Annotated in this window: 19 protein-coding genes and 1 pseudogene; 15 read left to right on the plus strand and 5 right to left on the minus strand. The window is 41.0% G+C overall.

Features of this window, described 5'->3' with window-relative positions:
• Positions 1 to 5: 5 nt before the first annotated feature.
• From menE to aroC, 4 genes are read left to right on the plus strand one after another with little or no spacing between them, the layout of a single operon-like run.
• Positions 6 to 1,457 (plus strand): o-succinylbenzoate--CoA ligase, encoded by a 1,452-nt coding sequence (menE, locus tag B0184_RS06790; protein ID WP_005708762.1) that lies wholly within the window; start codon positions 6 to 8, stop codon positions 1,455 to 1,457.
• Positions 1,454 to 4,774, plus strand: a complete 3,321-nt coding sequence (gene mscK, locus B0184_RS06795; protein WP_005708907.1) for a mechanosensitive channel MscK — start codon at positions 1,454 to 1,456, stop codon at positions 4,772 to 4,774. The genes menE and mscK (B0184_RS06795) overlap by 4 nt, the downstream gene beginning before the upstream one ends.
• 7 nt (positions 4,775 to 4,781) lie before the next feature.
• On the plus strand, positions 4,782 to 8,093 hold the full coding sequence (gene mscK, locus B0184_RS06800; RefSeq protein ID WP_005708676.1) for a mechanosensitive channel MscK: 3,312 nt from the start codon (positions 4,782 to 4,784) through the stop codon (positions 8,091 to 8,093).
• Between the two features lie 32 nt (positions 8,094 to 8,125).
• Positions 8,126 to 9,208, plus strand: a complete 1,083-nt coding sequence (gene aroC / locus B0184_RS06805; protein ID WP_005708833.1) for a chorismate synthase — start codon at positions 8,126 to 8,128, stop codon at positions 9,206 to 9,208.
• Positions 9,209 to 9,260: 52 nt separating this feature from the next.
• Here the strand turns inward: aroC and B0184_RS06810 are convergent.
• Positions 9,261 to 9,573: pseudogene (locus tag B0184_RS06810) on the minus strand (Z-ring associated ZapG family protein).
• A 298-nt stretch (positions 9,574 to 9,871) separates the two neighbouring features.
• Between B0184_RS06810 and rplM the strand changes: the two are divergent.
• The 11 genes from rplM (at position 9,872) to B0184_RS06865 (ending at position 21,116) form a co-directional block, all read left to right on the plus strand.
• Positions 9,872 to 10,300, plus strand: a complete 429-nt coding sequence (rplM, locus tag B0184_RS06815; protein ID WP_005596850.1) for a 50S ribosomal protein L13 — start codon at positions 9,872 to 9,874, stop codon at positions 10,298 to 10,300.
• Positions 10,301 to 10,315: 15 nt separating this feature from the next.
• Positions 10,316 to 10,711, plus strand: coding sequence for a 30S ribosomal protein S9 (gene rpsI / locus B0184_RS06820; protein ID WP_005708818.1), 396 nt, complete (start codon positions 10,316 to 10,318; stop codon positions 10,709 to 10,711).
• Between the two features lie 84 nt (positions 10,712 to 10,795).
• A complete protein-coding gene (gene yaaA, locus B0184_RS06825) occupies positions 10,796 to 11,569 on the plus strand; it encodes a peroxide stress protein YaaA (RefSeq protein WP_005708775.1) in 774 nt (257 codons plus the stop codon).
• Entirely contained in the window at positions 11,569 to 12,123 is a 555-nt protein-coding gene (locus B0184_RS06830; RefSeq protein ID WP_005708886.1) for a hypothetical protein, read from the plus strand. Before yaaA ends, B0184_RS06830 begins: the two co-directional genes overlap by 1 nt.
• Before the next feature lie 103 nt (positions 12,124 to 12,226).
• Positions 12,227 to 14,020: a translation elongation factor 4 gene (gene lepA, locus B0184_RS06835; protein ID WP_039851381.1), complete on the plus strand. Its 1,794-nt coding sequence runs from the start codon at positions 12,227 to 12,229 to the stop codon at positions 14,018 to 14,020.
• Between the two features lie 90 nt (positions 14,021 to 14,110).
• On the plus strand, positions 14,111 to 14,989 hold the full coding sequence (lepB, locus tag B0184_RS06840; protein ID WP_005708722.1) for a signal peptidase I: 879 nt from the start codon (positions 14,111 to 14,113) through the stop codon (positions 14,987 to 14,989).
• An 81-nt stretch (positions 14,990 to 15,070) separates the two neighbouring features.
• Positions 15,071 to 15,739, plus strand: a complete 669-nt coding sequence (gene rnc / locus B0184_RS06845; RefSeq protein ID WP_005708831.1) for a ribonuclease III — start codon at positions 15,071 to 15,073, stop codon at positions 15,737 to 15,739.
• A 106-nt stretch (positions 15,740 to 15,845) separates the two neighbouring features.
• The gene (gene era / locus B0184_RS06850) at positions 15,846 to 16,751 is read left to right on the plus strand and encodes a GTPase Era (RefSeq protein ID WP_005708759.1); all 906 of its coding nucleotides are present in this window, start codon (positions 15,846 to 15,848) and stop codon (positions 16,749 to 16,751) included.
• Positions 16,752 to 16,799: 48 nt separating this feature from the next.
• Positions 16,800 to 17,537 carry a DNA repair protein RecO gene (gene recO / locus B0184_RS06855; RefSeq protein ID WP_039851345.1) on the plus strand — a complete coding sequence of 246 codons (738 nt, stop codon included), beginning with the start codon at positions 16,800 to 16,802 and terminating at the stop codon, positions 17,535 to 17,537.
• A 127-nt stretch (positions 17,538 to 17,664) separates the two neighbouring features.
• Positions 17,665 to 19,845, plus strand: a complete 2,181-nt coding sequence (locus B0184_RS06860) for a TonB-dependent siderophore receptor (RefSeq protein ID WP_005708706.1) — start codon at positions 17,665 to 17,667, stop codon at positions 19,843 to 19,845.
• Positions 19,846 to 19,940: 95 nt separating this feature from the next.
• Complete coding sequence (locus B0184_RS06865) at positions 19,941 to 21,116, plus strand: sugar transporter (protein WP_005708703.1); 1,176 nt, start codon at positions 19,941 to 19,943, stop codon at positions 21,114 to 21,116.
• Positions 21,117 to 21,154: 38 nt separating this feature from the next.
• On the opposite strand, the gene upp is transcribed toward B0184_RS06865, so the two are convergent.
• From upp to B0184_RS06885, 4 genes are read right to left on the minus strand one after another with little or no spacing between them, the layout of a single operon-like run.
• The gene (upp, locus tag B0184_RS06870; RefSeq protein ID WP_005705829.1) at positions 21,155 to 21,781 is read right to left on the minus strand and encodes a uracil phosphoribosyltransferase; all 627 of its coding nucleotides are present in this window, start codon (positions 21,779 to 21,781) and stop codon (positions 21,155 to 21,157) included.
• Positions 21,782 to 21,805: 24 nt separating this feature from the next.
• Positions 21,806 to 23,494 carry a long-chain-fatty-acid--CoA ligase FadD gene (gene fadD / locus B0184_RS06875; RefSeq protein WP_005708699.1) on the minus strand — a complete coding sequence of 563 codons (1,689 nt, stop codon included), beginning with the start codon at positions 23,492 to 23,494 and terminating at the stop codon, positions 21,806 to 21,808.
• 6 nt (positions 23,495 to 23,500) lie between these two features.
• On the minus strand, positions 23,501 to 23,950 hold the full coding sequence (locus tag B0184_RS06880) for a SoxR reducing system RseC family protein (RefSeq protein WP_005708834.1): 450 nt from the start codon (positions 23,948 to 23,950) through the stop codon (positions 23,501 to 23,503).
• A gap of 10 nt (positions 23,951 to 23,960) precedes the next feature.
• On the minus strand, positions 23,961 to 24,905 hold the full coding sequence (locus B0184_RS06885; RefSeq protein ID WP_005708753.1) for a MucB/RseB C-terminal domain-containing protein: 945 nt from the start codon (positions 24,903 to 24,905) through the stop codon (positions 23,961 to 23,963).
• Between the last annotated feature and the right edge of the window lie 155 nt (positions 24,906 to 25,060).

Consider the following 25,060-nt stretch of genomic DNA (forward strand, 5'->3'; position numbering starts at 1 on the left):
TTGCTATGCTGAAATCTTCGCATTTTTTTACCGCTTGTTGGGGAAATAAAGCAGGCGGGCAAGCAAGTGATAAGGCGAATGTTGAACGCATCGCTATTGTTTGGGAAAAAGGGAAAAGTGGCTTTTTCCCTTTTTTGCCTGAGCAAATTTGCTGGCAAGATTTTCACCATCTCATTGCTCAAACGGCGACTTTTCTCTCTTCTCAGCCCTCCTTTTTACAGGCTCAATTAATTGGCTATCAAGGCTCGCATCGCTTAATTGGGTTGCTCTGTTATTGTACGGTAATTGCTTTAAATAAGCAGATCTTAATGCTTAATCCTGCATTTTCATCAGAACAAACAACGCAACTTTGCGAGCAATATGGCATTCAGTTTTTGATTACCGATCAGCTTTTTACAAATTTTGATGAAAATCTTACCGCTTGTGAATTGCCTGCTTTAGATTATGCCTCTCCTGCTACTTTAACGCTCACTTCTGGCTCATCAGGTTCGCCAAAAGCCGTGGTGCATAGCATCAAAAACCATCTAGCGAATGCGGAAGGTGTGTGTAAATTACTCGATTTTAAACAAAGCGATAGCTGGCTACTGAGTTTGCCGTTGTTTCACGTTTCAGGGCAGGGGATTGTGTGGCGTTGGCTTTCACAAGGGGCAACGCTCTATGTGAATGAAGATAAAGCAGATTTTTTTAAGCTACTTTCTCAAGTTTCGCACGCCTCCCTTGTGCCCACCCAAATGCAACGTTATTTGGCATCAGCGGAACTTCACAAGCGGTCGAAAAAGCAAACTGTTTTGCTTGGTGGAGCTGCTATTCCTGCGGAATTAGTTCAACAAGCGAAAGTGCAGGGAATAACTACTTTTTCGGGGTATGGTATGACCGAAATGGCTTCGACGATTTGTGCTGTAAAAAATGAGTTAGGCAATGTGGGTAAGCCATTGAAAAGGCGGGAAGTCTGTTTGGTTGATAATGAAATCTGGGTAAAAGGCGATTGTTTAGCACTGGGTTATTGGCAAAAAAATGCCGAGATTCGACCGCTTACCAATGCTCAAGGTTGGCTGCAAACGAAAGATCTTGGGCAGTGGAATGAGCAAGGTCATTTGATTGTTAAAGGTCGATTGGATAATATGTTTATTTCGGGTGGGGAGAATATTCAGCCCGAAGAGGTAGAAAAAGTGTTGTTCGCTTCAGATTTACTCAGGCAGATTTTTATTGTACCGATTGCAGATGTTGAGTTTGGAGAACGCCCTGTGGCGGTGGTGGATTTGCTCGAACCATTCTCAACACAAGCGGTCGAAAAACTACAAAAGTTTGCGACACAGCATTTAGAAAGATTTAAACACCCGATTTGCTACTTGCCGTTAGATGAAAATTTACAACAAGGTGGCATTAAAATTTCCAGACAACAACTAAAATCTGAGGTTGCCGTTAAACTAAGGCTCACCCGTAAGGATAATTTATGATGAAGAAATATTTTTTCGTTTTTGCTACGATGATTTTTGGTATTTCACTCGCACAAGCCGATTTACCGAGTGAAAAAGCATTGCAGGCACAGATTGCAACGTTGCAAAAAGCGGAGCAAACCGATGCAACGAAAGCAACATTAAAAACCTTGCAAGATACTCAATCGTTGTTGGCTCAAATTGCGAAGCAGAAAGCGGATAATGAAGCGTTAAATAGTGAAATTGAACATTCCAAAGCGAGTTTAAAAAAGAGCCAAGACAATCTTACCAAATTAAAAAATAGTACGGTGACAGTGCCGTCATTTGAACATATTTCGTTAGATGATTTGCAGGGGTTGCTTTCAGCTAAGCAAGATGCATTGAATAATTTACAAACAGAAATGGCATCGCTAAATGGAAAATTAGTCATCCAAAATGCAGTGCCTGATAAAGCACAAACTGCTTTGAGTAACAATGTCACGCATAAGCAAGCAATTAATTCTGCTTTGTTAGGGGCAAACGTCAGTGATGAGCAAAAAGTGAATTTTACCACAGAATTGGCGTTGTTAGATTTACAAAATAGCTACAACCAAACATTATTGCGAGGCAACGAAGATCTTTCGGCACTCTATAATAGTCAGCTGGAAGAGAAAAAATTACAACAGCAACAATTGCAAAATGAACTTGCTGCAATTCAGCAAGCGATTAGCGAAAAATTGATGCAGGCATCTAAAGTCAAAGTAGAGCAAGCAACGGAAACGCTTGAAAAAAATGTGAATGCGGAGAGCAATCCTGTGATTGTTCGAGCATTGGATTTTAATGCCAAAATGTCACAAGAATTGCTTGATCAAACCACCAAAATGAATGAGCTTTCGCAAGAAAATTTGCGTATTAAAGGTGTGTTGGATAACTTAGAGCAAACTCAACGTAACTTGGATGAGCAGATTAGTTCTTTGCAAGGCTCGCTTGTGCTTTCGCGTATTATCAATAAGCAGCGTGCGGCTTTGCCACAAGATGAGATGATCAAAGGTTTGGCAGAACGTATTAATGAACTCCGTGTGAATATTTTTGATATGACTGAGTTCAAAGATAAAATTGCGGATCCTAAAAGTTATATTGCGAAGCTTGAAAAAGAGGAGAAAAACACTTTTACAGATGCTGAAAAGAAACAGCTAACGGAGATTTTATCAGCTCGTACGAAAACTTTTGTGGAATTGATTAAATCGATGAATGCTCAGTTGAACTTGGCGATCAACATTGAACTGACACAGAAACAGGTTCAAACCATCAGCGATGAGTTGCAACAAAAATTGCAACAGCAAAGCTTTTGGGTAAAAAGTAATAATGCGATTGATTTTGCGTGGTTTACGAAACTAGGCCCAACACTTGGATTTCAGTTAGAAGAGATTGGCAAACAGTTCGATTTTTCAAATTGGCGTGACAATGTGATTCCTGCCACATTCTTAATTGGTAGTTTATTATTGCTAATTGGCTTGATTTTGCGTCAAAAAGAGAACATTAAACGCCAATTAACCGAGATCAATAACAGAATGAAATCGGTAGAAACCGATAGCCAATGGAATACACCTAAAGCGATTCTTTTAACCACGATTTTATGCTTGCCAAGCACCTTTATGTTTTTAACGGTGTTTATTTTGGTGACTTACATCTGTTTCCAAGATCCACTTCCGATCTGGCCGTGGGGCTTAAAAATGGCGGGTTATTGGTTCTGCTTTGCCTTTATGATGGCAATTCTTCGTCCCCATGGCATTGGTTATCAGCATTTTGATATGCCACAAAAAAGTAATGAGTTGTTCTATAACATTCTAAAACGCTCAGTTTGGGTGATTGGTTTATTGTTGAATACCTCTATTTTTGCCAATGTGGAAACGGGCATTACGTATGATGTATTGGGCGAAATTATGACCATTACTGTTTTGGCAATGACAGTCTTTATTATCGCCCCTGGGTTTAGAAAAGCAATTTCAACGTATCAAAACACAGCAGAGGATATTCACGCACCCAAAGGAGCATTAAGTTTTGTGCGTTTGGTCTTGTTGCTGGCACCGATTGCGTTGATCGTGTTGATTGTGATGGGGTATTACTACACATCATTAGTCATCATTGAACATCTGATTTCAACTTATTTTGCGGTAACTACTTGGATTATCGTGCGAAATGTATGTTATCGTGGCTTTACGGTTTCTTCCCGCCGTTTAGCACATCGCCGTTTGCTTGAGAAAAAAGAGTCTTTAGCGAAACAGGCAAGCAATGAACAAGCGCATAACTTCGGCGAAGAGGATGTACCATTCGAAATCAAAGCAGATGAAATGGCTGTGAGTGAAATCAAAAATCAGATGCTGAAAGTAACTGATTTTGTGCTCTGGGTTGGCTTATTTGCAGCGCTTTATTGGGTTTGGTCTGATCTTATTACCGTTGCATATTACTTAAAAGGCGTAACACTCTGGCAACAAAGTGTGACGACTGACACGGGCGTGGTGATGGAATCGATTACCTTGCTTAATCTATTGGTTGCTCTAGTGATTATTGTGGTGACCTATGTGTTGATTAAGAACTTAAGTGGTTTACTGGAAACGTTTGTTTTCCCGCATCTTTCGCTTTCTCAAGGTACGCCTTATACCATCAGTACCTTATTAACCTATTTATTAGTGGTGTTAGGGGCAGCTTTTGCCTTCTCAACCTTGGGAATGTCGTGGTCTAAGCTACAATGGCTCTTTACGGCATTATCGGTTGGTTTGGGTTTCGGTATGCAGGAAATTTTTGGGAACTTTGTTTCAGGCATTATTATTTTATTTGAACGTCCTATTCGTGTTGGCGATATGATCACCATCGGTTCATTTAATGGAACAGTGTCGAAAATCCGTATTCGAGCAACTACTTTAATCGACAATGACAAAAAAGAAGTGATTGTGCCAAACAAAGCTTTTATTACTGAACGCGTGGTGAACTGGGCATTAACCAATTCAATGACTCGTTTAGTGATTAGTATCGGTGTAGCATATGGCTCAGATTTAGAGTTAGTGAAGAAATTATTGCTTCAAGCTGCCGAAGAAACTACTACAGTAGTTAAAGATCCTGCACCTATGGCATATTTCCTCTCCTTTGGGGCAAGCACATTAGATCACGAGTTGCGTGTTTATGTGGGGCAATTAAGCGAACGTATTCGCACCATTGACCAACTAAACCGCCGTATTAACGAACTTTTCGAACAGCACGGAATTGAAATTGCCTTTAATCAGTTGGATGTTTTTATCAAAAATCAAAACACCAATGAAGAAGTGAAATGGGCAACTGAAGATTTAACTGCAAGAAATTAGAATAAGCATGTTTAAGAAAACCGCCATCATACTTTTTTTCTGTTTAGTTAGCCTCTCGCTTTTCTCCCATAAGGCTTGGGCAGAAGCGTCTCAAAACCGAGCGGAAGAGAGCGTAAGGCAGCAGATTAGTGCATTAAGATCGGGCACGTTAGAGACAGCGGAAACGAGTGCTCAAGATCAAAACTTGGAGTTAACCAAGCGTTTTAATGATCAAACCTTAAAGCAAAAGGCAGATATTGCGGCATTAGAAAAGCAGTTGCAAACCTTGCCTCAAGATCTCGCACAGGTGCAAAAACGGACAGAAGAGAATAAAAAAGAGACGAATGTGGTTTCAGCAAATAGCTTTAATGTGCTTTCATTAGCCGATCTTATTAAGCAACAAGAGAGCATTGAAGCAGATTTGCAGAGTGTGCAGTCTCAGCTTTTAGCACTAGATGCCCAAATTTCGAACGATCGTAACCTGCTTAAAAATAACCAACGTTTATTGGATGAAAATAGTGCACGGTTGCAAGAGATTAACCGTGTAAAAAGCTTGCCTCCACAGAGCCATTTACCGAATGCAATGGAGCGCTGGGATGCTGAAATCCGTTTTATTGAAGAGAGCAATCGTTATAACAATTTACTCAGCAATAATGCAGAGCGATTGATTGCTTTTGATGAAGCAAAACGAAGCGAGGCGGCAGCACGTCAAGCGTTAATGCAAAAGCAGTTATCGGTGTTGCAAGAGGTGCTTAATACTAAGCGTTTAGAAGATTCCGAGCAAAAGGCAAAAGATGTCGCTAGTCAACGCATAGCAAGTAGCATTGAGAATTTCTTAATTACAGATGAGCTAGATCATAACAAAGAATTAAGCCAATTTTTGGTGCAACAAACTAAGAAATTAAACACGCTTTCGCATGACGATTTACGGATGCGAAATGTGTTGGAAAGCCTTACTCAAACGCAACGCAATATTGATGAGCAAATTAGCGCATTGCAAGGCACGCTTGTGCTTTCCAAGGTGATTAATAAGCAGAAACAAACGTTGCCTACCGAAAAAATCAACAACGATTTAGCGAAATCGATTTCAAATGTGCGGGTTAATCTGTTTGAATATTCGCAACAACGCGATGAGCTTTATAACATTGACGATTATGTTCGAAACCTAACGCATAATTTGGAGGAGCCTTTAACGAGTGAGGAAAATAGTGCGTTAAATAATATTCTCAAAGAGCGTCAAAAACTGCTCGATGAGATTATTAAGTCGTTAAATAGCCAGCTCAATCTTTCGATTACGATTGAAAATAACCAACGCCAAGCCTTGGCGATTGGCGATGCCCTGCAACGTAAACTACAACAGCAAAGTTTCTGGGTAAACAGCAATAATCCGATGGATTTTGCGTGGCTTAAGGCTTTTCCTGCGTTAGCATTTGCAGAAGTAGGTGTTTTGACCGATTATGTTGGGATTGAAAACGTACAGCCGAATTTATTATCTACGGTGTTGTTTACTTCTATTTTCTTGTTGATTGCATTACTTATCAATTGGAAAAAATCGGTAATAAAAGACCGCTTGGCAAGCCTTGCTTCACGAGTAAACACCCTGACTAACGATAGTCATTGGTTGACGCCAGAAGCGATGTTTTGGACAGTATTGTTGGCTTTACCAAGTACGCTGATGTTTTTCACCGCTTATAATGCGATAGGTTTTCTTTTCTTTAACGACCCGATTGCAATTGGGCGTTGGGGTATGCGAGTAACGCTTTATTGGTGGTTCTTTGCGACGGTACTTTCATTACTTCGCCCAAATGGTTTAGCATTCCGTCATTTTGGCATGCCGCAAGAGAGTAACCGTATTTTCCAACGTATTATCAAGCAATCAATTTGGATTGTTGGTTTATTATTGGTGTCGTCTATTCCATCGCAAATTGATGAGATCGGTTATCTCAATGATGCCATTGGGCAGGTAATGTCGATTATTGCTTTGGCGCTTTGCCTTTTAGTGGTTCGTCCACTGCTAAACCGCGCGATTCGAGAATACCAAAAAGCGAAGAAAGAAGAGGGTGCAACGAATACGAGTATCGGCTTGTTCCGACTATTACGCCTGATTTTAGTAATTGTGCCTATCTCATTGATTATTCTCATTATTTTAGGCTATTACTATACGGCGGTTTACCTCATTACGCACTTGCTTAATAGTTACTTTGTGATTTTGCTTTGGGTTTTTGGGCGTTATTTTGCGTATCGTTTTGTGGCAATTTCTGCCCGCCGTTTGGCATATCGTCGTTTGCAAGAAAAACGTCGTAAATTGCGCGAACAGGTATTAGAAAATAGCACTAAAGAAGAGACAAAAGAGGACGAAACGATCAAACTTTCGGTAGTGAACCAACAGATTTATCGTGTCACCGATTTGATTGGCTGGGTGGTGTTGTTTGCATCGCTTTATGTGATTTGGTCGGATCTGATTAGTGTTGCCTACTACCTTGATGGTGTGATTTTATGGGAAAGTAATGAGGGCAGTCAGGTTGAGTCAGTAACACTGCTTAACTTAATGCGTGCCTCGCTTTATGTAGTTGTTACCTATGTGTTGATTAAAAACATTGCGGGTATTTTGGAAGTGACGGTTTTCTCAAAAATGCACCTCTCCAAAGGCACACCTCAGACGATAATTACTTTCTTAACCTACATTATTGTGATCTTCGGTAGCGTATCGGCATTTTCGGCATTGGGAATTTCGTGGACCAAAATTCAATGGATCTTTACCGCCCTTTCAGTTGGTTTGGGCTTCGGAGTGCGAGAGATTTTTGGTAGTTTCGTATCGGGCTCTATCTTGCTATTTGAACGCCCAATTCGCGTAGGCGATAAGGTAACAGTGGGGCAGTATACGGGGATTATCACGAAGATTCGCTTGCGTTCAACCACCTTGCTGAATTCGGAACATATGGAAGTGGTGTTACCAAACCAAGCGTTCGTGACTGATCGTTTTATTAACTGGACGTTGAATAATACTATCACTCGCTTACAAATTTTCTTTAAAGTGAGTTATGATACCGACCTTGACTTAATGCAACGATTACTTCTTCAAGCAGTGAGCGAAGCACCGAAAGTGTTGAATGAGCCAAAAGTGGAAATCAATATGCTTCATTTTGGCGATAATGCATTAGAACATGAGTTGCTCGTGTTTGTGGGCGAATTGGGTGATCGCATAGAGACAATGAACTTCTTGCAATATCGCATCAATCAGCTATTTAGAGAAAATGACATCCGTTTGGCACTCAATCAGCTTGATGTTCACTTGCATTCTGAAGATAATCAGACGACACAAGCGGTTAAAGTCTCATAGAATTTTGCAAATAACAATAAAAGGAAAGCAATATGGCAGGCAACAGCATTGGACAATTATTTAAGGTAACCACTTTTGGCGAATCGCACGGGATTGCACTAGGTTGTATTGTGGATGGCGTACCACCGAATATGGCATTGAGCGAGGCGGATTTGCAACCCGATTTAGACCGCCGTAAACCTGGGACATCCCGTTATACTACCCCTCGTCGTGAAGATGATGAAGTACAGATTTTATCGGGCGTATTTGAAGGGAAAACCACGGGTACGAGTATCGGGTTAATTATCAAAAATGGTGACCAGCGCTCCAAAGATTACGGCGATATTATGGACAAATTCCGCCCTGGTCACGCGGATTACACTTACCAACAAAAATATGGTATCCGTGACTATCGCGGTGGCGGTCGCTCTTCTGCGCGTGAAACTGCAATGCGTGTGGCTGCAGGGGCGATTGCAAAAAAATATCTGCGTGAACAATTTGGTATTGAAGTACGAGGCTATTTATCGCAAATTGGCTCGGTTAAAATTGATCCTGCAAAAGTGGCAGATATCAGTAAAATTGATTGGAATGAAGTGAATAGCAATCCGTTTTTCTGCCCTGACCCTGTGGCGGTAGAGCAGTTTGAAGAACTTATTCGTGAGCTGAAAAAAGAGGGCGACTCTATCGGAGCGAAACTCTCAGTGATAGCTGAAAATGTACCTGTTGGTTTAGGCGAACCTGTTTTTGATCGCCTAGATGCGGATTTAGCCCACGCATTGATGTCTATTAATGCTGTGAAAGCGGTCGAAATTGGCGATGGTTTTGCAGTGGTTGAACAAAAAGGCAGCCAACACCGCGATGAAATGACCCCAGAAGGCTTTTTATCGAACCACGCAGGTGGCATTTTAGGTGGTATTAGTTCGGGGCAGCCAATTATTGCCAATATTGCGTTAAAACCAACTTCAAGCATTACCGTGCCAGGTCAAAGCGTAAACTCAAATAACGAACCTGTGGAAGTGGTAACTAAAGGCAGACACGACCCTTGCGTTGGCATCCGAGCCGTGCCAATTGCTGAAGCAATGATGGCGATTGTGTTACTCGATCATCTCCTTCGTTTTAAAGCGCAGTGTCGATAAAACATATCATAATAAACCCAGTCTTAGGCTGGGTTTTCTTTATCAAATTATTTTATTGCTTTTTAAATAAACCGGAAGAGCCTTCGGAATAATCTCGAGGTTGGTCTTCTTTAGTTGTAAGTTTAAAAAATTCGGTTTGATGCTCTTCTGGTAAAAGCTCTGCAGAGCCGTTAGCTAAATGGTCGTAGAGCTTTTTATAATCCGTTGCGAGAGTTGCTAATAATTCAGCAGACTAAATCAGCTTCCAGTTGTAGTTGTTTTTGCACGTTACGGCTTGCCATGCGGGTTACAAGTACTCCGATGAAAATACCTACAATAAATGCTGCGCCTAAAGCACCCCAAACGGCAATAGTCCATTCTGTCATAAAAAATCTCTTATTTGCTGGGTAATAAATATGTAACGAGTTGTAACATTTTCCGAGTGAGAAAGGAATAGCCAAGTAGTTAAAAATTCAGTTTTACTGACTAAACGCAAAAAATTGGTGAAAGTATTAGATTTTTAATACAAAATCTGTATAATACGCACACCCTGTTTTTGTTTGGACTTTCCCGCCAAACAAGTTGGTCTAAATAAGACTCGAAGGGGTCGGATTTAGCCGAAAAATTAATAGGTAATATCCACTAGGATATTGGGTTTAAACTTTAAATTTTGGTATTTAATTAATGAAAACTTTTGTAGCAAAACCAGAAACAGTAAAACGTGACTGGTATGTAGTAGATGCGACAGGTAAAACTTTAGGTCGTTTAGCTACTGAATTAGCACGTCGTTTACGTGGTAAACACAAGGCTGAATATACTCCACACGTTGATACAGGTGATTACATCATTGTTATCAATGCAGAGAAAGTAGCTGTAACAGGTAAAAAAGAAACTGATAAAATCTACTACTGGCACACTGGCTATGTAGGTGGTATTAAAGATGCAACCTTCAAAGAAATGATTGCACGTCGTCCAGAAGCAGTGATCGAGATCGCAGTAAAAGGTATGTTACCAAAAGGTCCTTTAGGCCGTGAAATGTTCCGTAAATTAAAAGTTTACGCAGGTAACGAACACAACCACGCTGCACAACAACCACAAGTTTTAGACATCTAATCACGGAGCATCAAAATGACAGCAGCAAATCAAAACTACGGCACAGGTCGCCGCAAAAGCTCTTCAGCTCGTGTATTTATCAAACCGGGCAGCGGTAACATCACTATTAACCAACGTTCTTTAGACGTATACTTCGGTCGTGAAACTTCACGTATGATCGTGCGTCAGCCATTAGAATTAGTTGAATTATTAGATAAATTAGATTTATACATTACTGTTAAAGGTGGTGGTATCTCTGGTCAAGCAGGTGCAATCCGTCACGGTATTACACGTGCATTGATCGAATACGACGAAACTTTACGCCCAGCACTTCGTGCAGCTGGCTTCGTTACTCGTGACGCACGTCGCGTTGAACGTAAAAAAGTGGGTTTACACAAAGCACGTCGTCGTCCACAATACTCAAAACGTTAATTTCGAGTATCTATACGAAAGTATTATCGCAAAAGGCAGGTTTTTCCTGCCTTTTTTGTATTTCATTTTTGAAAGGAATTACCTATGCTTGCCATTATCTCCCCTGCGAAAACCCTCGATTTTGAAACACCCGTGCCTCAATTTGTATTTTCTCAACCAAATTTGACCGCTTACAGTCAAGAATTGATTGAAATTTGTCAGCAATTTAGCCCAGCGGAATTAGGATCGTTAATGTCGATTAGCGATAAATTGGCGAGTTTAAATGTAGCACGTTTTGCTGAATGGCAGCTTGACCATAATGAGACAAATGCCAAAGCTGCACTTTTTGCGTTTAAAGGAGATGTTTACATAGGGCTTGAAGCGGAAACGCTAAGCCGTGAGCAGGTCGAATATGCACAGAAGCACTTGCGTATGCTTTCAGGCTTATATGGCTTGCTAAAACCGCTTGATTTGATGCAGCCTTATCGTTTGGAAATGGGCACGAAATTGACTAATCCTAAAGGCAAAGATCTGTACGCATTTTGGGGCAATACTATAACCGAGTATTTGCAACAGGCGATTGATGAACAGGGCGATAGCGTGTTGGTGAATCTTGCTTCAGATGAATATTATAATGTAGTAAAACCGAAAAATCTGAATGCGACCATTGTAAAACCTGTTTTCTTAGATGAGAAAAATGGCAAGTTTAAACAGATTTCATTCTATGCCAAAAAAGCTCGAGGAATGATGGTGCGTTTTATTTTAACTGAGCAACCAACTGAAATTGAACAACTTAAAACCTTTAACTATGGCGGTTATTGGTTTGATGAGGAGAGCTCAACGGCAACTGAATTGGTTTTTAAACGCGAGGAGCAGTAATGAATATTTTTCGTTGGGGTAGCTTTGCACTTTTTTCCTTATTTTTGACCGCTTGCCAGTTTAAAACGGGCGGTTTTGATCTGCCTGATGCAGTAACATTCCAGAAACAGCGTTTTGAAAAGGTAACGCAAAGTCAGATTGATGAGATGCAACAACTGCTTTATTTGCCTGCTGAAGGTACAAAAAATCCCGAGAATTGGCAGAAAGGTATTTTGATTTTTGTAGATAAAAATAGCAAAAGGATGAGTTTAGCTGATCGTGCATCATTGCGTCAAAATGCGTTTGCTCATCAGGAGGATACGCAAGCGAAAGTTGAAGTGGTGCAAAATGAACTGCGTAGTGAGGTGCTTTATCCGCCAACGGAGCGTTTTAATGATGTGCAGTTAGAGGTTTCGCGCGGGCGAGATTTGCAATGTGGTTATGCACAGATGCAGTTTTCTGACAAGCGGTCCGCTTTTGCAAAAAAATCGCAAAATTTAACCGCTTACCAACAGGTATTAAGCGAGCTTGCAATTGAGTTTAGCCGATTAGCTTGGCAGGTGAATTGTAAATAGCACAATAGAGCATTTCCTTTGAAATAACCGTGAAATTCAAGTAGAATTGCACGGTTATTTTTCCCTAAATTTTTAAAAACAGGACATTTATTGCCCGATGAATATGAAGAACATTCGTAACTTTTCGATTATTGCCCACATTGATCACGGAAAATCCACGCTTTCTGACCGCTTGATTCAAACCTGTGGCGGTTTGTCTGATCGTGAGATGGAAGCGCAGGTGCTAGACTCAATGGATCTTGAGCGTGAACGTGGGATTACTATTAAAGCACAAAGCGTAACCTTAAATTATAAAGCGAAAGACGGCGAAACCTATCAATTAAACTTTATCGATACACCAGGACACGTAGACTTCTCTTATGAGGTTTCGCGTTCACTTGCAGCCTGTGAAGGTGCATTGTTAGTCGTTGATGCAGGGCAAGGCGTAGAAGCACAAACCCTTGCAAACTGCTACACAGCGATTGAAATGGATTTGGAAGTAGTGCCAATTCTAAACAAAATTGACTTACCTGCGGCAGATCCTGAACGCGTGGCAGAAGAGATTGAAGACATAGTTGGGATTGATGCGATGGACGCAGTGCGTTGTTCTGCAAAAACAGGTGTGGGGATTGAGGATGTACTAGAAGAAATCGTGCATAAAATCCCAGCACCAGAGGGCGATCCTGAAGCACCATTACAAGCCTTGATTATCGACTCTTGGTTCGATAACTACTTGGGTGTTGTGTCACTTGTGCGTGTAAAAAATGGTACACTCAAAAAAGGCGACAAAATTAAAGTAATGAGCACGGGGCAGTCTTACAATGTGGATCGCCTTGGTATTTTTACGCCAAAACAAGTGGATACGACTGAGCTTAATACGGGCGAAGTAGGTTGGGTAGTGTGTGCGATTAAAGACATTTTAGGTGCACCAGTAGGCGATACTTTAACCCATCACCATAATTCGGCAACGGAAGTGTTACCTGGTTTTAAAAAGGTCAAACCACAGGTTTACGCAGGCTTATTCCCAATTAGCTCAGACGACTATGAAGCCTTCCGTGATGCGTTAGGTAAATTGAGCTTAAATGATGCTTCTTTATTCTATGAGCCAGAAAACTCAACGGCATTAGGCTTTGGTTTCCGTTGTGGTTTCTTGGGCTTGTTGCATATGGAGATCATTCAAGAACGTTTAGAGCGTGAATACGATTTAGATCTCATTACCACAGCACCAACGGTAGTCTATGAAGTAGTGCAAACGAATGGGGAAACCGTTTATGTGGATAGTCCATCGAAATTGCCACCGATTAGTAACATCAGTGAAATTCGTGAGCCAATTGCAGAGTGTAATATGCTTGTGCCTCAAGAGTATTTGGGCAACGTGATTACCCTTTGCGTGGAGAAACGTGGCGTGCAAACCAATATGGTTTACCACGGCAATCAAATTGCGTTAACCTATGAAATCCCAATGGGCGAAGTGGTGTTAGATTTCTTCGACCGTTTGAAATCAACTTCACGTGGTTATGCTTCATTGGATTATGGCTTCAAACGCTTCCAAGCAGCGGATATGGTGCGTGTGGATATTATGATCAATGGTGATCGTGTTGATGCGTTAGCACTTATCGTTCATAAAGATAACGCCCCATATCGTGGTCGTGAATTAGTGGAAAAAATGAAAGATTTAATTCCACGCCAACAATTTGACATTGCGATTCAAGCAGCCATCGGTAACCACATTATTGCGCGTTCAACCGTAAAACAGTTGCGTAAAAACGTATTAGCGAAATGTTACGGTGGCGACGTAAGCCGTAAGAAAAAACTTCTACAAAAACAAAAAGAGGGTAAGAAACGAATGAAATCCCTCGGTAACGTAGAAGTGCCACAAGAAGCGTTCTTGGCGATTCTGCACGTGGGTAAAGATTAATCCCCAAAAGGGAATTTTGCATTAATCAAGCGGTCGAATTTGCAGATGAATTTGTAAATTTAACCGCTTGTTAATCTAAAAGGAGAAATTATGGCACAGATTGCCTCTATTATTTTTATCGGGATTTTATACGGCATTTGGAAATGGTTAGATTCAATGCAGTTGCCGAATACTATTTCTATTTTGTTGGTCGGCTTAGTAGTTGTTTGTGGCAGCTTTTGGTTCTACAATAAATTTAATCCAAACAAGAAAAATGGCTTTACTGATTTCTTCGGTTCCCTTTTTGGCGTGTTGGCATTAGTAACTATTTTACGTTCATTTGTGTTTGAACCTTTCCAAATTCCAAGTGGTTCAATGGAGCCAACTTTGCGTGTTGGCGATTTTCTTGTCGTGAATAAATTTAATTACGGCATTAAAGATCCGATTTGGCAGAAAACGCTTATTGAGAACGGACACCCAGAGCGTGGCGATATTATTGTGTTTAAAGCACCACCGCAACCGCATGTTGATTACATTAAACGAGTTGTTGGGATTGGCGGTGATACGGTGAAATACGATATGGCGACCCAATCGCTTACTGTTACTAGCAAAGATGGTTCGGTGAATGTATTTAAATATGAAAATGCGAAACCAAATGCTGATTTCTTCTATCATGGTGAAATGCAGGTAGAAAAAACGGAAGTTGGCAGCGTAACGCATCAGATTTTGAATAATCCATCGCCATTTAACTATGCGCCTTATTTCTTCAAGCAAGAGGGACAAACTGACGGCGAATGGGTGGTGCCAGAAGGGCATTATTTTGTGATGGGTGATAACCGTGATAACAGCGAAGACAGCCGTTTTTGGGGTTTTGTGCCTGAGCAAAACATCGTAGGCAAGGCCACATTTATTTGGTTGAGCTTAGATAAAAAACCGAATGAATTCCCTAAAGGATTACGTTTCGACCGAATGTTTACTTCCATTCAATAATTTCAAGCGGTTGAATTTGCAAAAGATTTTGCAAATCTGACCGCTTTCATTCCATTTTAATGGGGGAAACCCCAAAAAATTATGCAACTAGAACGATTACAGAAAAAATTGGGTTATCAATTTGAAACCCTTGATTACCTCACTCAAGCCTTAACGCACCGCAGTGCGGCATCAAAAAACAACGAACGCCTTGAGTTTCTTGGAGACTCTATTCTGAATTTTACCATCGGCAAAGCCCTATTCGATAAATTCCCGAAAGCCAATGAAGGCGAATTAAGCCGTATGCGTGCCACTCTTGTACGAGAGCAAACTTTAGCCATTATTGCCCGTCAATTTGACTTGGGCGATTATATGAAGCTTGGCGCAGGCGAGCTTAAAAGCGGAGGTTATCGTCGTGAGTCCATTCTTGCAGACTGTATAGAGGCGATTATTGCCGCTATCTATTTAGATAAAGGCATGGATCAGGCAATGCAGAAAGTGAATGATTGGTATACCACATTCTTAGCTGAAATCAGCCCAGGTGATGCACAGAAAGATCCTAAAACTCGCTTGCAAGAGTTTTTGCAAGGTCGAAAACTGCCACTGCCTGAATATGAGGTGATGGATATTAAAGGCGAAGCACACAACCAAACTTTTAAAGTGACTTGCAAAGTGAAAAACGTGGATGAGGTTTTTATAGGTATTGGTACAAGTCGCCGCAAAGCAGAACAGAATGCAGCGGAGAAGGTGTTAAACGTATTAATCAAGTAGTGGGTATGGATTAAAAATACACGTATGCAAGCGGTTGAAATGTGAAAAGCCTTTGCAAAAGCGTGCGTGAAACTAGTTTCACACGCCCTACAAAAAGGAACAAAAAATGACAGAAAATCAAAAAACATATTGTGGCTTTATCGCCATTGTGGGTCGCCCGAATGTGGGGAAATCGACCTTACTCAACAAAATTCTTGGGCAAAAAATTTCTATCACTTCGCGTAAAGCTCAAACCACACGCCACCGTATTGTGGGAATTCAAACCGAAGGCGCGTATCAAGCGATTTATGTGGATACACCTGGGCTTCACATTGAAGAGAAACGTGCGATTAACCGTTTGATGAACCGTGCAGCAAGTTCAGCAATTGGTGATGTAGATTTGGTGATCTTCGTGGTTGAAGGCACAAAATGGACCGATGATGATGAAATGGTGCTAAACAAATTGCGTGCGGCGAAAGCGCCTGTGGTGCTTGCGATTAACAAGGTTGATAACATCAAAGAGAAAGATGCACTGTTGCCGCATATTACCGAGCTTTCACAAAAATTCGATTTTGCCGAAATCCTGCCTATTTCAGCCCAACGTGGTAAAAATGTCCATCTGCTTGAGAAGATTGTACGTCAATCTTTACGTGAAGGCGTACACCATTTCCCTGAAGAATATGTAACCGACCGTAGTCAGCGTTTTATGGCATCAGAAATTATCCGCGAAAAATTGATGCGTTTCACGGGCGAAGAGTTACCTTATTCGGTGACAGTAGAAATTGAGCAGTTCAAAGTGAATGAGAAAGGTATTTTCATTATTAATGGCTTGATTTTAGTTGAGCGTGAAGGTCAGAAAAAAATGGTGATTGGCGCGAAAGGCGAGAAAATCAAAACCATCGGGATCGAAGCCCGTAAAGATATGGAGCGTTTGTTTGATGCACAAGTTCACTTAGAATTATGGGTGAAAGTGAAAGCAGGCTGGGCGGATGATGAACGTGCATTGCGCAGTTTGGGTTATATTGACGAGTAGTCTTGTAGGGTGGGCTTTTAGCTCACCATTTTTATCATTAGTGATTAAATGAGCAAAAACTTTGAAGTCCAGCCCTTACAGCGGGCGTTTGTCTTGCATCGGCGAGAATATAGCGAAAGTAGTCTGTTAGTTGATTTCTTCACGGAACACAATGGGCGGATGACGCTATTAGCAAAAGGGGCTAGACGACCCCGCTCTCCACTAAAAGCTTTGTTGCAACCTTTTACACCGTTATTGCTGCGTTGGACGGGTAAGAGCGATTTAAAAACCTTAACCCAAGCAGAAGCCGCATCACTTACTTTACCAATGGAGCCAATGGCACTATATAGCGGATTTTATGTAAATGAAATGTTGGTAAGAGTGTTGGAAAATCAGACCGCTTACCAAGAGCTTTTTAACCATTATTTGCAGTGCGTTACGCGATTAGCCAGCAATACAGAACAACTTGAGCCCATTTTACGAACCTTTGAATTTCAAATGTTACGGGCATTAGGTTATGGCGTTGATTTCTGCCATTGTATGGCAACAGGCGAAGAAGTTGATCCTGAAATGTGGTATCAATTCTGTGAAAACGAGGGCTTTATTGCCTCCCTTTTGCAAAATAATTTGAGTTTCTTAGGCAAAGATTTGTTAGCTTTTGATTTGCTAGATTTTTCTGAAAAATCCACTCAACAAGCAGCAAAACGCTTTACTCGCATTGCGCTGAAACCTTATTTAGGTTCACAGCCCTTAAAAAGCCGCGAGCTATTTCAATCTATCCTACCAAGTAAATTAAAAGGGGCGTAAGCCTCTTTTTTGTGTTTATTTTCATTGAATAAAAATATTTTTCATTTGAGAGCGATTTTTATTTAGGTTATGTGTATAATAGCTACGTTTTTTATTTCCCTTTAGTCTTTATTACAGGAATCTCTGAATGAAATTTAAACATTCTTTAGTTTACACTTCGTTATTTATGTTGCCCGTAGCGGCAATGGCGGAAAACACATCACTTTCAGAAGTTACCGTCACAGAAAATGCATCTAATGCGGCGGAAGCAAATAACGGTAGTTACCAATCTCGTGTGAGTAACATTGCGAATAAAGGTGCAACACCATTAATTGATTCACCTCAGACAGTGAATGTAGTAAATAACCGACTTATCGAAGATCGTAAACCAACGAGTATTGATGAAGCGTTAGCGACTGTCAGTGGCACAACTCAAGCAAATACTTTGGGTGGCTTAATGGATGCGGTGTTAAAACGTGGCTTTGGTGCAAACCGTGATAACTCGATTTTGCGTAATGGCGTTGTAGCTGGCCCATCGCACAATTTCTCTGCAACGACAGAACGTTTGGAAGTGTTAAAAGGCCCTGCTTCTGTGTTATACGGTATTCAAGATCCAGGCGGTGTTATCAATATCGTAACCAAAAAACCACAGCAAGAAGCGAAACACGTATTAGGTGGTTCTGTGGGGTCAAATAATGCTTGGGGTGTGAATTTTGACTCAACGGGCGGTTTAGGTAATGGCTTTGCATATCGCTTTATTTATGACCAAAATGACAAGGATTATTGGCGTAATTTTGGCAAAATTAAACGTGGTTTATATGCACCATCGTTTTCTTGGTCAAATGATAAAACAGAAATCGTAGTAGGCTACGAACATCAAGATTATACCGACCCATTTGATCGCGGTACTTACATTATTGCTAACAACACCCCAGCAAATGGGCGTGGGCAGATTGTCAATATTCCAGCAGAGCGTCGTTTAGATGAACCATTTAATAGTGTTGTAGGCAAAATTGATATTGTGACGTTACAAGCTAGTCACAAATTAAATGATGCTTGGAAATTAAATACAAATTACGCTTACACCAAAGATAGTTACAATTATTGGCAAGCACGTGTAACTGCAATTAACTTGGCTAACAACCGTGCAACGCGCCAAATTGAGGGAATTCAAGGCTCAACACAACGCAACCATAGTGCAAGCTTTAATGCTGTAGGTGAAGTGGTAACGGGCGATATTGCACATCGTATTGTAACGGGTGTGGATATGGGCTATACCAATTTAGATATTGGTCGCTATCAAGCAGCGAGTAATAGTGCAATTTCTATTATCAATCCTGTTTATGGACAAGTAAGCACGGATAATATGCCGTTAGCAGCTGCAAATGGTCACCAATTTGCGAAATTAAAAACCATTGGTGTTTATCTTCAAGACTCTGCTTATTTAACAGATAAATTGATTTTATCTGGCGGTTTACGTTATGAGTATTACGACCAAGAAGCTGGTCGTAGCGGTCGTACAACACCAGAGCGTTTATACACCGATTATCATGGCGGAAAAATGCTTTATCAGGGCGGTTTAGTGTATAAATTCACGCCAGATTGGTCTGTGTATGGTAACTATGCTCAATCATTCCGTCCGCAATTAAGCCGTGCGGCAGTCACAGAAGGTTTAAAACCAGAAGAGGGAGAATCTTACGAAGTAGGTACTAAATTTGAGAATGGTTATTTTAGTACTAACTTAGCTCTCTTTAATATTGAGAAGAAAAATATGTCTGCGACAGAAAGCCGTAATGGAACAAACTATACCTATTTAATTGGTAAAGTACAGTCACGTGGTGTGGAATGGGATATTAGCGGTAAATTAACTGATCGTTTAGGTGTAACGGCAACTTATGCTTATACAGATACCGAAACGAAAGAAAACCTCAATTTACCTTATTTAGCAGGCAAATCACTTGAGGGTGTGCCGACACACCAAGCAAGCGTATTTGCAACTTATGATTTAGGTAATTTTGCAAACGGTCAATGGCGAATTGGTGCAGGGGCACGTTATTTAGGTTCTTGGAACGTATATAACACACGTAATGCAACTGGCAACCAGGTTGATTACCGTGAAACTTATAAAGTACCTCACGCCATTGTAAGCGATGCGTTTATCTCTTACCAAACTCAGCTTGCAGGCAAAAATGTACATTTACAGCTAAACGGTAAAAACTTAGGCAATAAACGCTATTATGTTTCTACTCAAGGTTTAAACAACAACGTCATTCCACTGGCTTATGGTTATGAACGTGAATTTATCTTTAATACCAAAATAGAATTCTAATCTTAATTCTGGTTTACAAGCGGTTAAATTTTTCTTACGCTTTGCATTGCAAATTGAATGAAAAATTTGACCGCTTTATTTTTAGGATTTAAATAATGATGACCAAACAATCTTATCGAAAACTCGCTTTAATGCGGGTTTTTGTCTTTTCACTTTCCGCTTTTATTTTTAACACAACCGAATTTGTGCCTGTTGCACTGCTTTCAGATATCGCTCTAAGTTTTGAGATGGAAACCGCAATCGTTGGGCTGATGATTACCGTGTATGCGTGGATGGTGTTTCTTGGCTCGTTGCCGTTGATGTTGCTTACCGCAAAGGTAGAACGCAAGAAATTACTGCTTTTGATTTTCGCACTCTTTATTGTCAGCCATATTCTTTCCGTGGTAGCGTGGAATTTCTGGGTATTGCTCATCTCTCGGATCGGCATTGCTTTAGCACACGCCATTTTCTGGTCGATTACCGCCTCACTCGTGATTCGAGTTGCACCGAAAGATAAAAAGCAACAAGCGTTGGGTTTGCTTGCATTGGGTAGTTCATTGGCAATGATTTTAGGCTTACCACTTGGACGGATGATTGGGCAGGTATTGGATTGGCGTTCTACTTTTGCCGTGATTGGTGTTATTGCAACGCTGGTTATACTGTTAATGTGGAAATTGCTTCCGTATTTACCAAGTAAAAACGCAGGCTCGCTTGTAAGTTTGCCTATTTTGGCGAAACGCCCGCTTTTAATTGGGATTTATCTGCTTGTGATGATGATTATCTCAGGACACTTTACCACTTACAGCTATATCGAACCTTTTGCTATTAAAATCAGCCAGTTCACTTCTGAAATTGCAACAATGATGTTATTTATTTTTGGTTTAGCTGGTATAGCAGGCAGTTTTTTATTTGGGCGTTTATATGCAAAAAATCCACGAAAATTTATCGCTTGTGCCATGCTTTTAGTGATAGTGCCACAACTTTTGCTTTTCCCACTTAAACACGTGGAAATGGCGATTTTCTTACTGGTTTTCTTATGGGGAATTGGGATTACTTCACTAAGCATTGCCTTACAAATGTGCGTACTAGAACTGGCCCCCGATGCGACCGATGTCGCAACCGCGATTTATTCTGGCATTTATAATGTGGGTATTGGGGCAGGTGCACTCTTTGGTAGCATTGTTATTCATCAATTAGGGTTGGAATATGTTGGTTTAATTGGTGGTGGATTGGGATTGCTGGCGTTAATTTGGTTAGGCATTATGACGATAAAATTCGGTAAGAAAGCCTAGAAAAATTTAGGCGGGATTTCCCGCCTAATTGTTTGGAATTATTTCGTCCCAAAAATCTTATCACCTGCATCACCTAAACCAGGGACGATATAGCCATGTTCGTTTAGGTGGCTATCGATTGATGCCGTGTAAAGTTCGATGTCTGGATGGCTTGCTTTTAAGGCTTCAATACCTTCAGGAGCGGCAACAAGCACTAATACTTTAATGTGTTTACAACCCGCATTTTTAAGTAAATCGAGGGTAGCGATCATTGACCCACCCGTTGCTAACATTGGGTCAACAACAATAGCTAAGCGTTCTTCTACATCGTTTGCCAATTTTTTGAAGTATGGTACAGGTTTTAAGGTTTCTTCATCACGGTAGATCCCTACCACGCTGATACGTGCACTTGGGATGTGTTCTAACACGCCATCCATCATCCCTAAACCTGCACGTAAAATTGGCACCACGGTGACTTTTTTACCTTTAATGCGGTCTACCTCTACTTTACCGCACCAACCATCTATTTCTACTTTTTCTGTTTCTAAATCTTTAGTCGCTTCATAAGTTAAAAGGCTGCCAACTTCGGTGGCAAGTTGGCGGAAATCTTTGGTACTGATTTCAGCAGCACGCATCAAGCCTAATTTATGGCGTACAAGCGGGTGTTTGACTTCAACAATTTTCATCTTCATTCTCCTTTCTGGATTTGGCTAGGATTTAATATTTAACTTGGCAATTTCTTCATCACGGAGCACGCGACGTAAGATTTTACCTACATTGGTTTTTGGTAATTCGTCCCTGAATTCAATCTCTTTCGGGATTTTATAGCCAGTGAGGAATTGGCGACAGTAAGAACGCAACTCTTCGCGGGTTAAACTTTCATCTTTTTTGGTGACGAAAATTTTGATAATTTCGCCAGAAACAGGGTGGGGCACACCTACGGCAACCACTTCATTCACTTTCGGGTTATGTGCCACCACATCTTCGATCTCGTTTGGGTAGACATTAAAGCCTGAGACGATGATCATATCTTTTTTGCGATCGACAATGCGTAAGTTGAGATCTTGCCCCATCTCGACAATATCACCTGTTGCCATCCAGCCATCATGCAAGACTTCGGCGGTATCTTCTGGGCGGTTCCAATAACCTTTCATCACTTGTGGACCTTTTACCCAAAGTTCGCCACGTTCACCTATTGGCACTTCATTGCCTGCGTCGTCCATAATGCGAATATCCGTATTCGGCACAGGCACGCCAATGGAGCCTGTGTGTTCGGTGGAATCCCAACGAGAAGCAGCGATCAATGGTGAACATTCGGTCATTCCATAGCCTTCGATAATATGGCAGCCTGTGGCTTCAAACCAGCGTTTTGCCACAGCACCTTGAATTGCAGCTCCACCGCCTACGCTTAAACGCAGTGCCGAGAAGTCTACCTCTTTGAAATGTTCGTTATTCAGTAGAGCATTAAAGAGTGTATTTACACCACAAAGTGCCACAATACGTTGTTTTTTCAGCTCTTTGACAAAACCAGGAATATCACGTGGGTTGGTAATTAATAAGCCCGTTACGCCTAATTCGATAAAGAGTAGACAGTTTACTGATAAAGCAAACACGTGATACATCGGCAATGGAATCGCCGCTACTCGAACTTTGGCATCTTTTAATAATGGCTGTGCTACCCATTTAGCTTGGAAAACATTGGCAACCATATTGGCGTGTGTGAGCATAGCACCTTTTGCCACGCCTGTTGTGCCGCCCGTATATTGTAGGAAAGCAAGGTCGCTACTTTCTAAATTTGGTTTTACATATTGACGCTGTTTCCCAATGCTCAAGGCTTCGCGAAAACTCACTGCGTGCGGGAGTTTATATTTGGGCACGAGTTTTTTGATGTATTTCACCACGAAATTCACCAGCGTGCGTTTTCCAAATGAGAGCTGATCGCCCATACGGGTTAAAATCACATGCTCCACTTGAGTGTTGAAGACCACTTTTTCGAGTGTAGCAGCAAAGTTAGATACGATGACAATTGCTTTCGCACCGCTGTCGTTGAGCTGATGTTCCAATTCGCGAGGCGTGTAGAGTGGATTAACGTTTACGATCACAAGGCCTGCACGCAACGCTCCAAATAAGGCAATCGGATATTGCAACAAATTTGGCATCATCAATGCTACTCGATCACCTTTTTCCAAACGCAATTCATTTTGTAAGTAAGCAGCAAAAGCACGGCTACGTTCTTCCAATTTGCGGAAGGTTAAAACTTGCCCCATATTGATATAAGCAGGCATATCAGGATGGCGTTTTACGGCTGCTTCAAACATCTCTACGAGAGATTCATATTTCGTTACATCAATCGTTTTTTCTGCGTTAGGTGGGTAATTATCAAACCAAATTTTTTCCATTTTTGTTTAGTCTCCTGCCCCGAAAGTGTTACTTTTGCCTAAGAAAATCGGGGTAAATTTTGTTAATGGTTGATGAGCAGTAATCAGTTTTACCGCCCAAAAGCTGCAAGCGGTTAAAAAAATCACACCGCTTGCAACCAGAAGTTCGTTGCTAAAAAGAGTAGAAAAAAGGAGTGTTGATCCAATAAGCATCATTAAAGGCACGCAATAAACCCAAAACACGCTCATTAAAAGCGTATTTTCTGCCAAACCGAGCTGGATTTGATCACCTGCTTTTAAGACTTGATCCACTTTAATTTCAAAGCGTGGTGCGGTTTTCTCGCCAGATAAGCCTGATAAAGCTTTACTTCCACAATGATTTTGTGCAGCACAACCACCGCAGCCGCTTTTGGCATAGCATTGCACCAAGGCTTTACCGTTTTCGTAGCTCAGCACTTTGGCTTTTTCAATCATCATATTGCACTCCTTATTGTTGAAATACTACACTTTGTGCGATGCGTTCTGCCACGTTCATTGGAATATCGCCAATGACTACCACTTCACGATTACCAAGTACATGAGTGAACAAAATCAATTTTTCTTGGCGAGCGAATTGGTTGTTGAACTCTTCATCACCTTGCGAACGAAGATAGACAGTAAAGGTTGAGAGCCCATCGCTAAAAAGTTGGCTTTCGACCTCTTCCTGCCCTTGTCCAACGGGAATTACTTGGCGAGAACTAGAGATAGGCTTAAAGCCAACGGGTAACCAATTCACCTGCCATTCAAGCGGTGTATTTACCAAACTGTTTTGCGTATTCACAGGCGGTAATAGCATCGTTTTCAGTTGCGGGATCAGGTTGTCGAACTGCTCATTTACGCGTTGTTCAATCACTCTAAATTGTTCTAACAGTGTGTTTTGATTATCGAACAGTTCACTTTTAAGCAATAGATAATTTTGTTCATCAATCCAAAGTGTGTAACTAAAACGGGTGCTGTCGGAAGGCACTATTTTAATTACATTCGCGATACGATCTGCCACGCGTGATTTACCCAATGGCACAAAATCGTAATGGTTTAGCTCGTTAAAATTGGCGTGAAAAACCGCAGGTAAGGCATCTAAAATCTTTGTGCCTTTTAAACTGAATGGGGTGAAATTAAAGCCTAAATAGCTAATTGCATTATTGCGTAGCAAGATAGTTTCGTAAGCGTTATCAAGGCTTAATAGCTGAGCAAATTCGTGATTATCTTCCAGTGCGTGATGATATTTCATTGATTTGATATTATCACTGTGTTGGAGAATATAATGGATCTCATAGTTGCGATTTTTATGTGCTTCCATCATTGCATTGAGTAGATCAATTGGATGGGTCAGCTCCGCTTTCACAGGCAAAACAAAAAGAAATGTGAGACAGAATAAAATAAATTTTTTCATATTAGCCTTTTTCATTCTTATAAACATTGAGGCATAAGCGGTAGAATTTTACCAAAAATTTGCAAAAAAATCGCAAAAAGTTACCGCTTGCAGGTAATTAAGCGACACAATTGGGCAAAAATAAAGCCACTCATATAAGCATATATGAGTGGCAG

The sequence above is a fragment of the Haemophilus paraphrohaemolyticus genome (assembly GCF_002015045.1).
Lineage (GTDB): Bacteria > Pseudomonadota > Gammaproteobacteria > Enterobacterales > Pasteurellaceae > Haemophilus_A > Haemophilus_A paraphrohaemolyticus.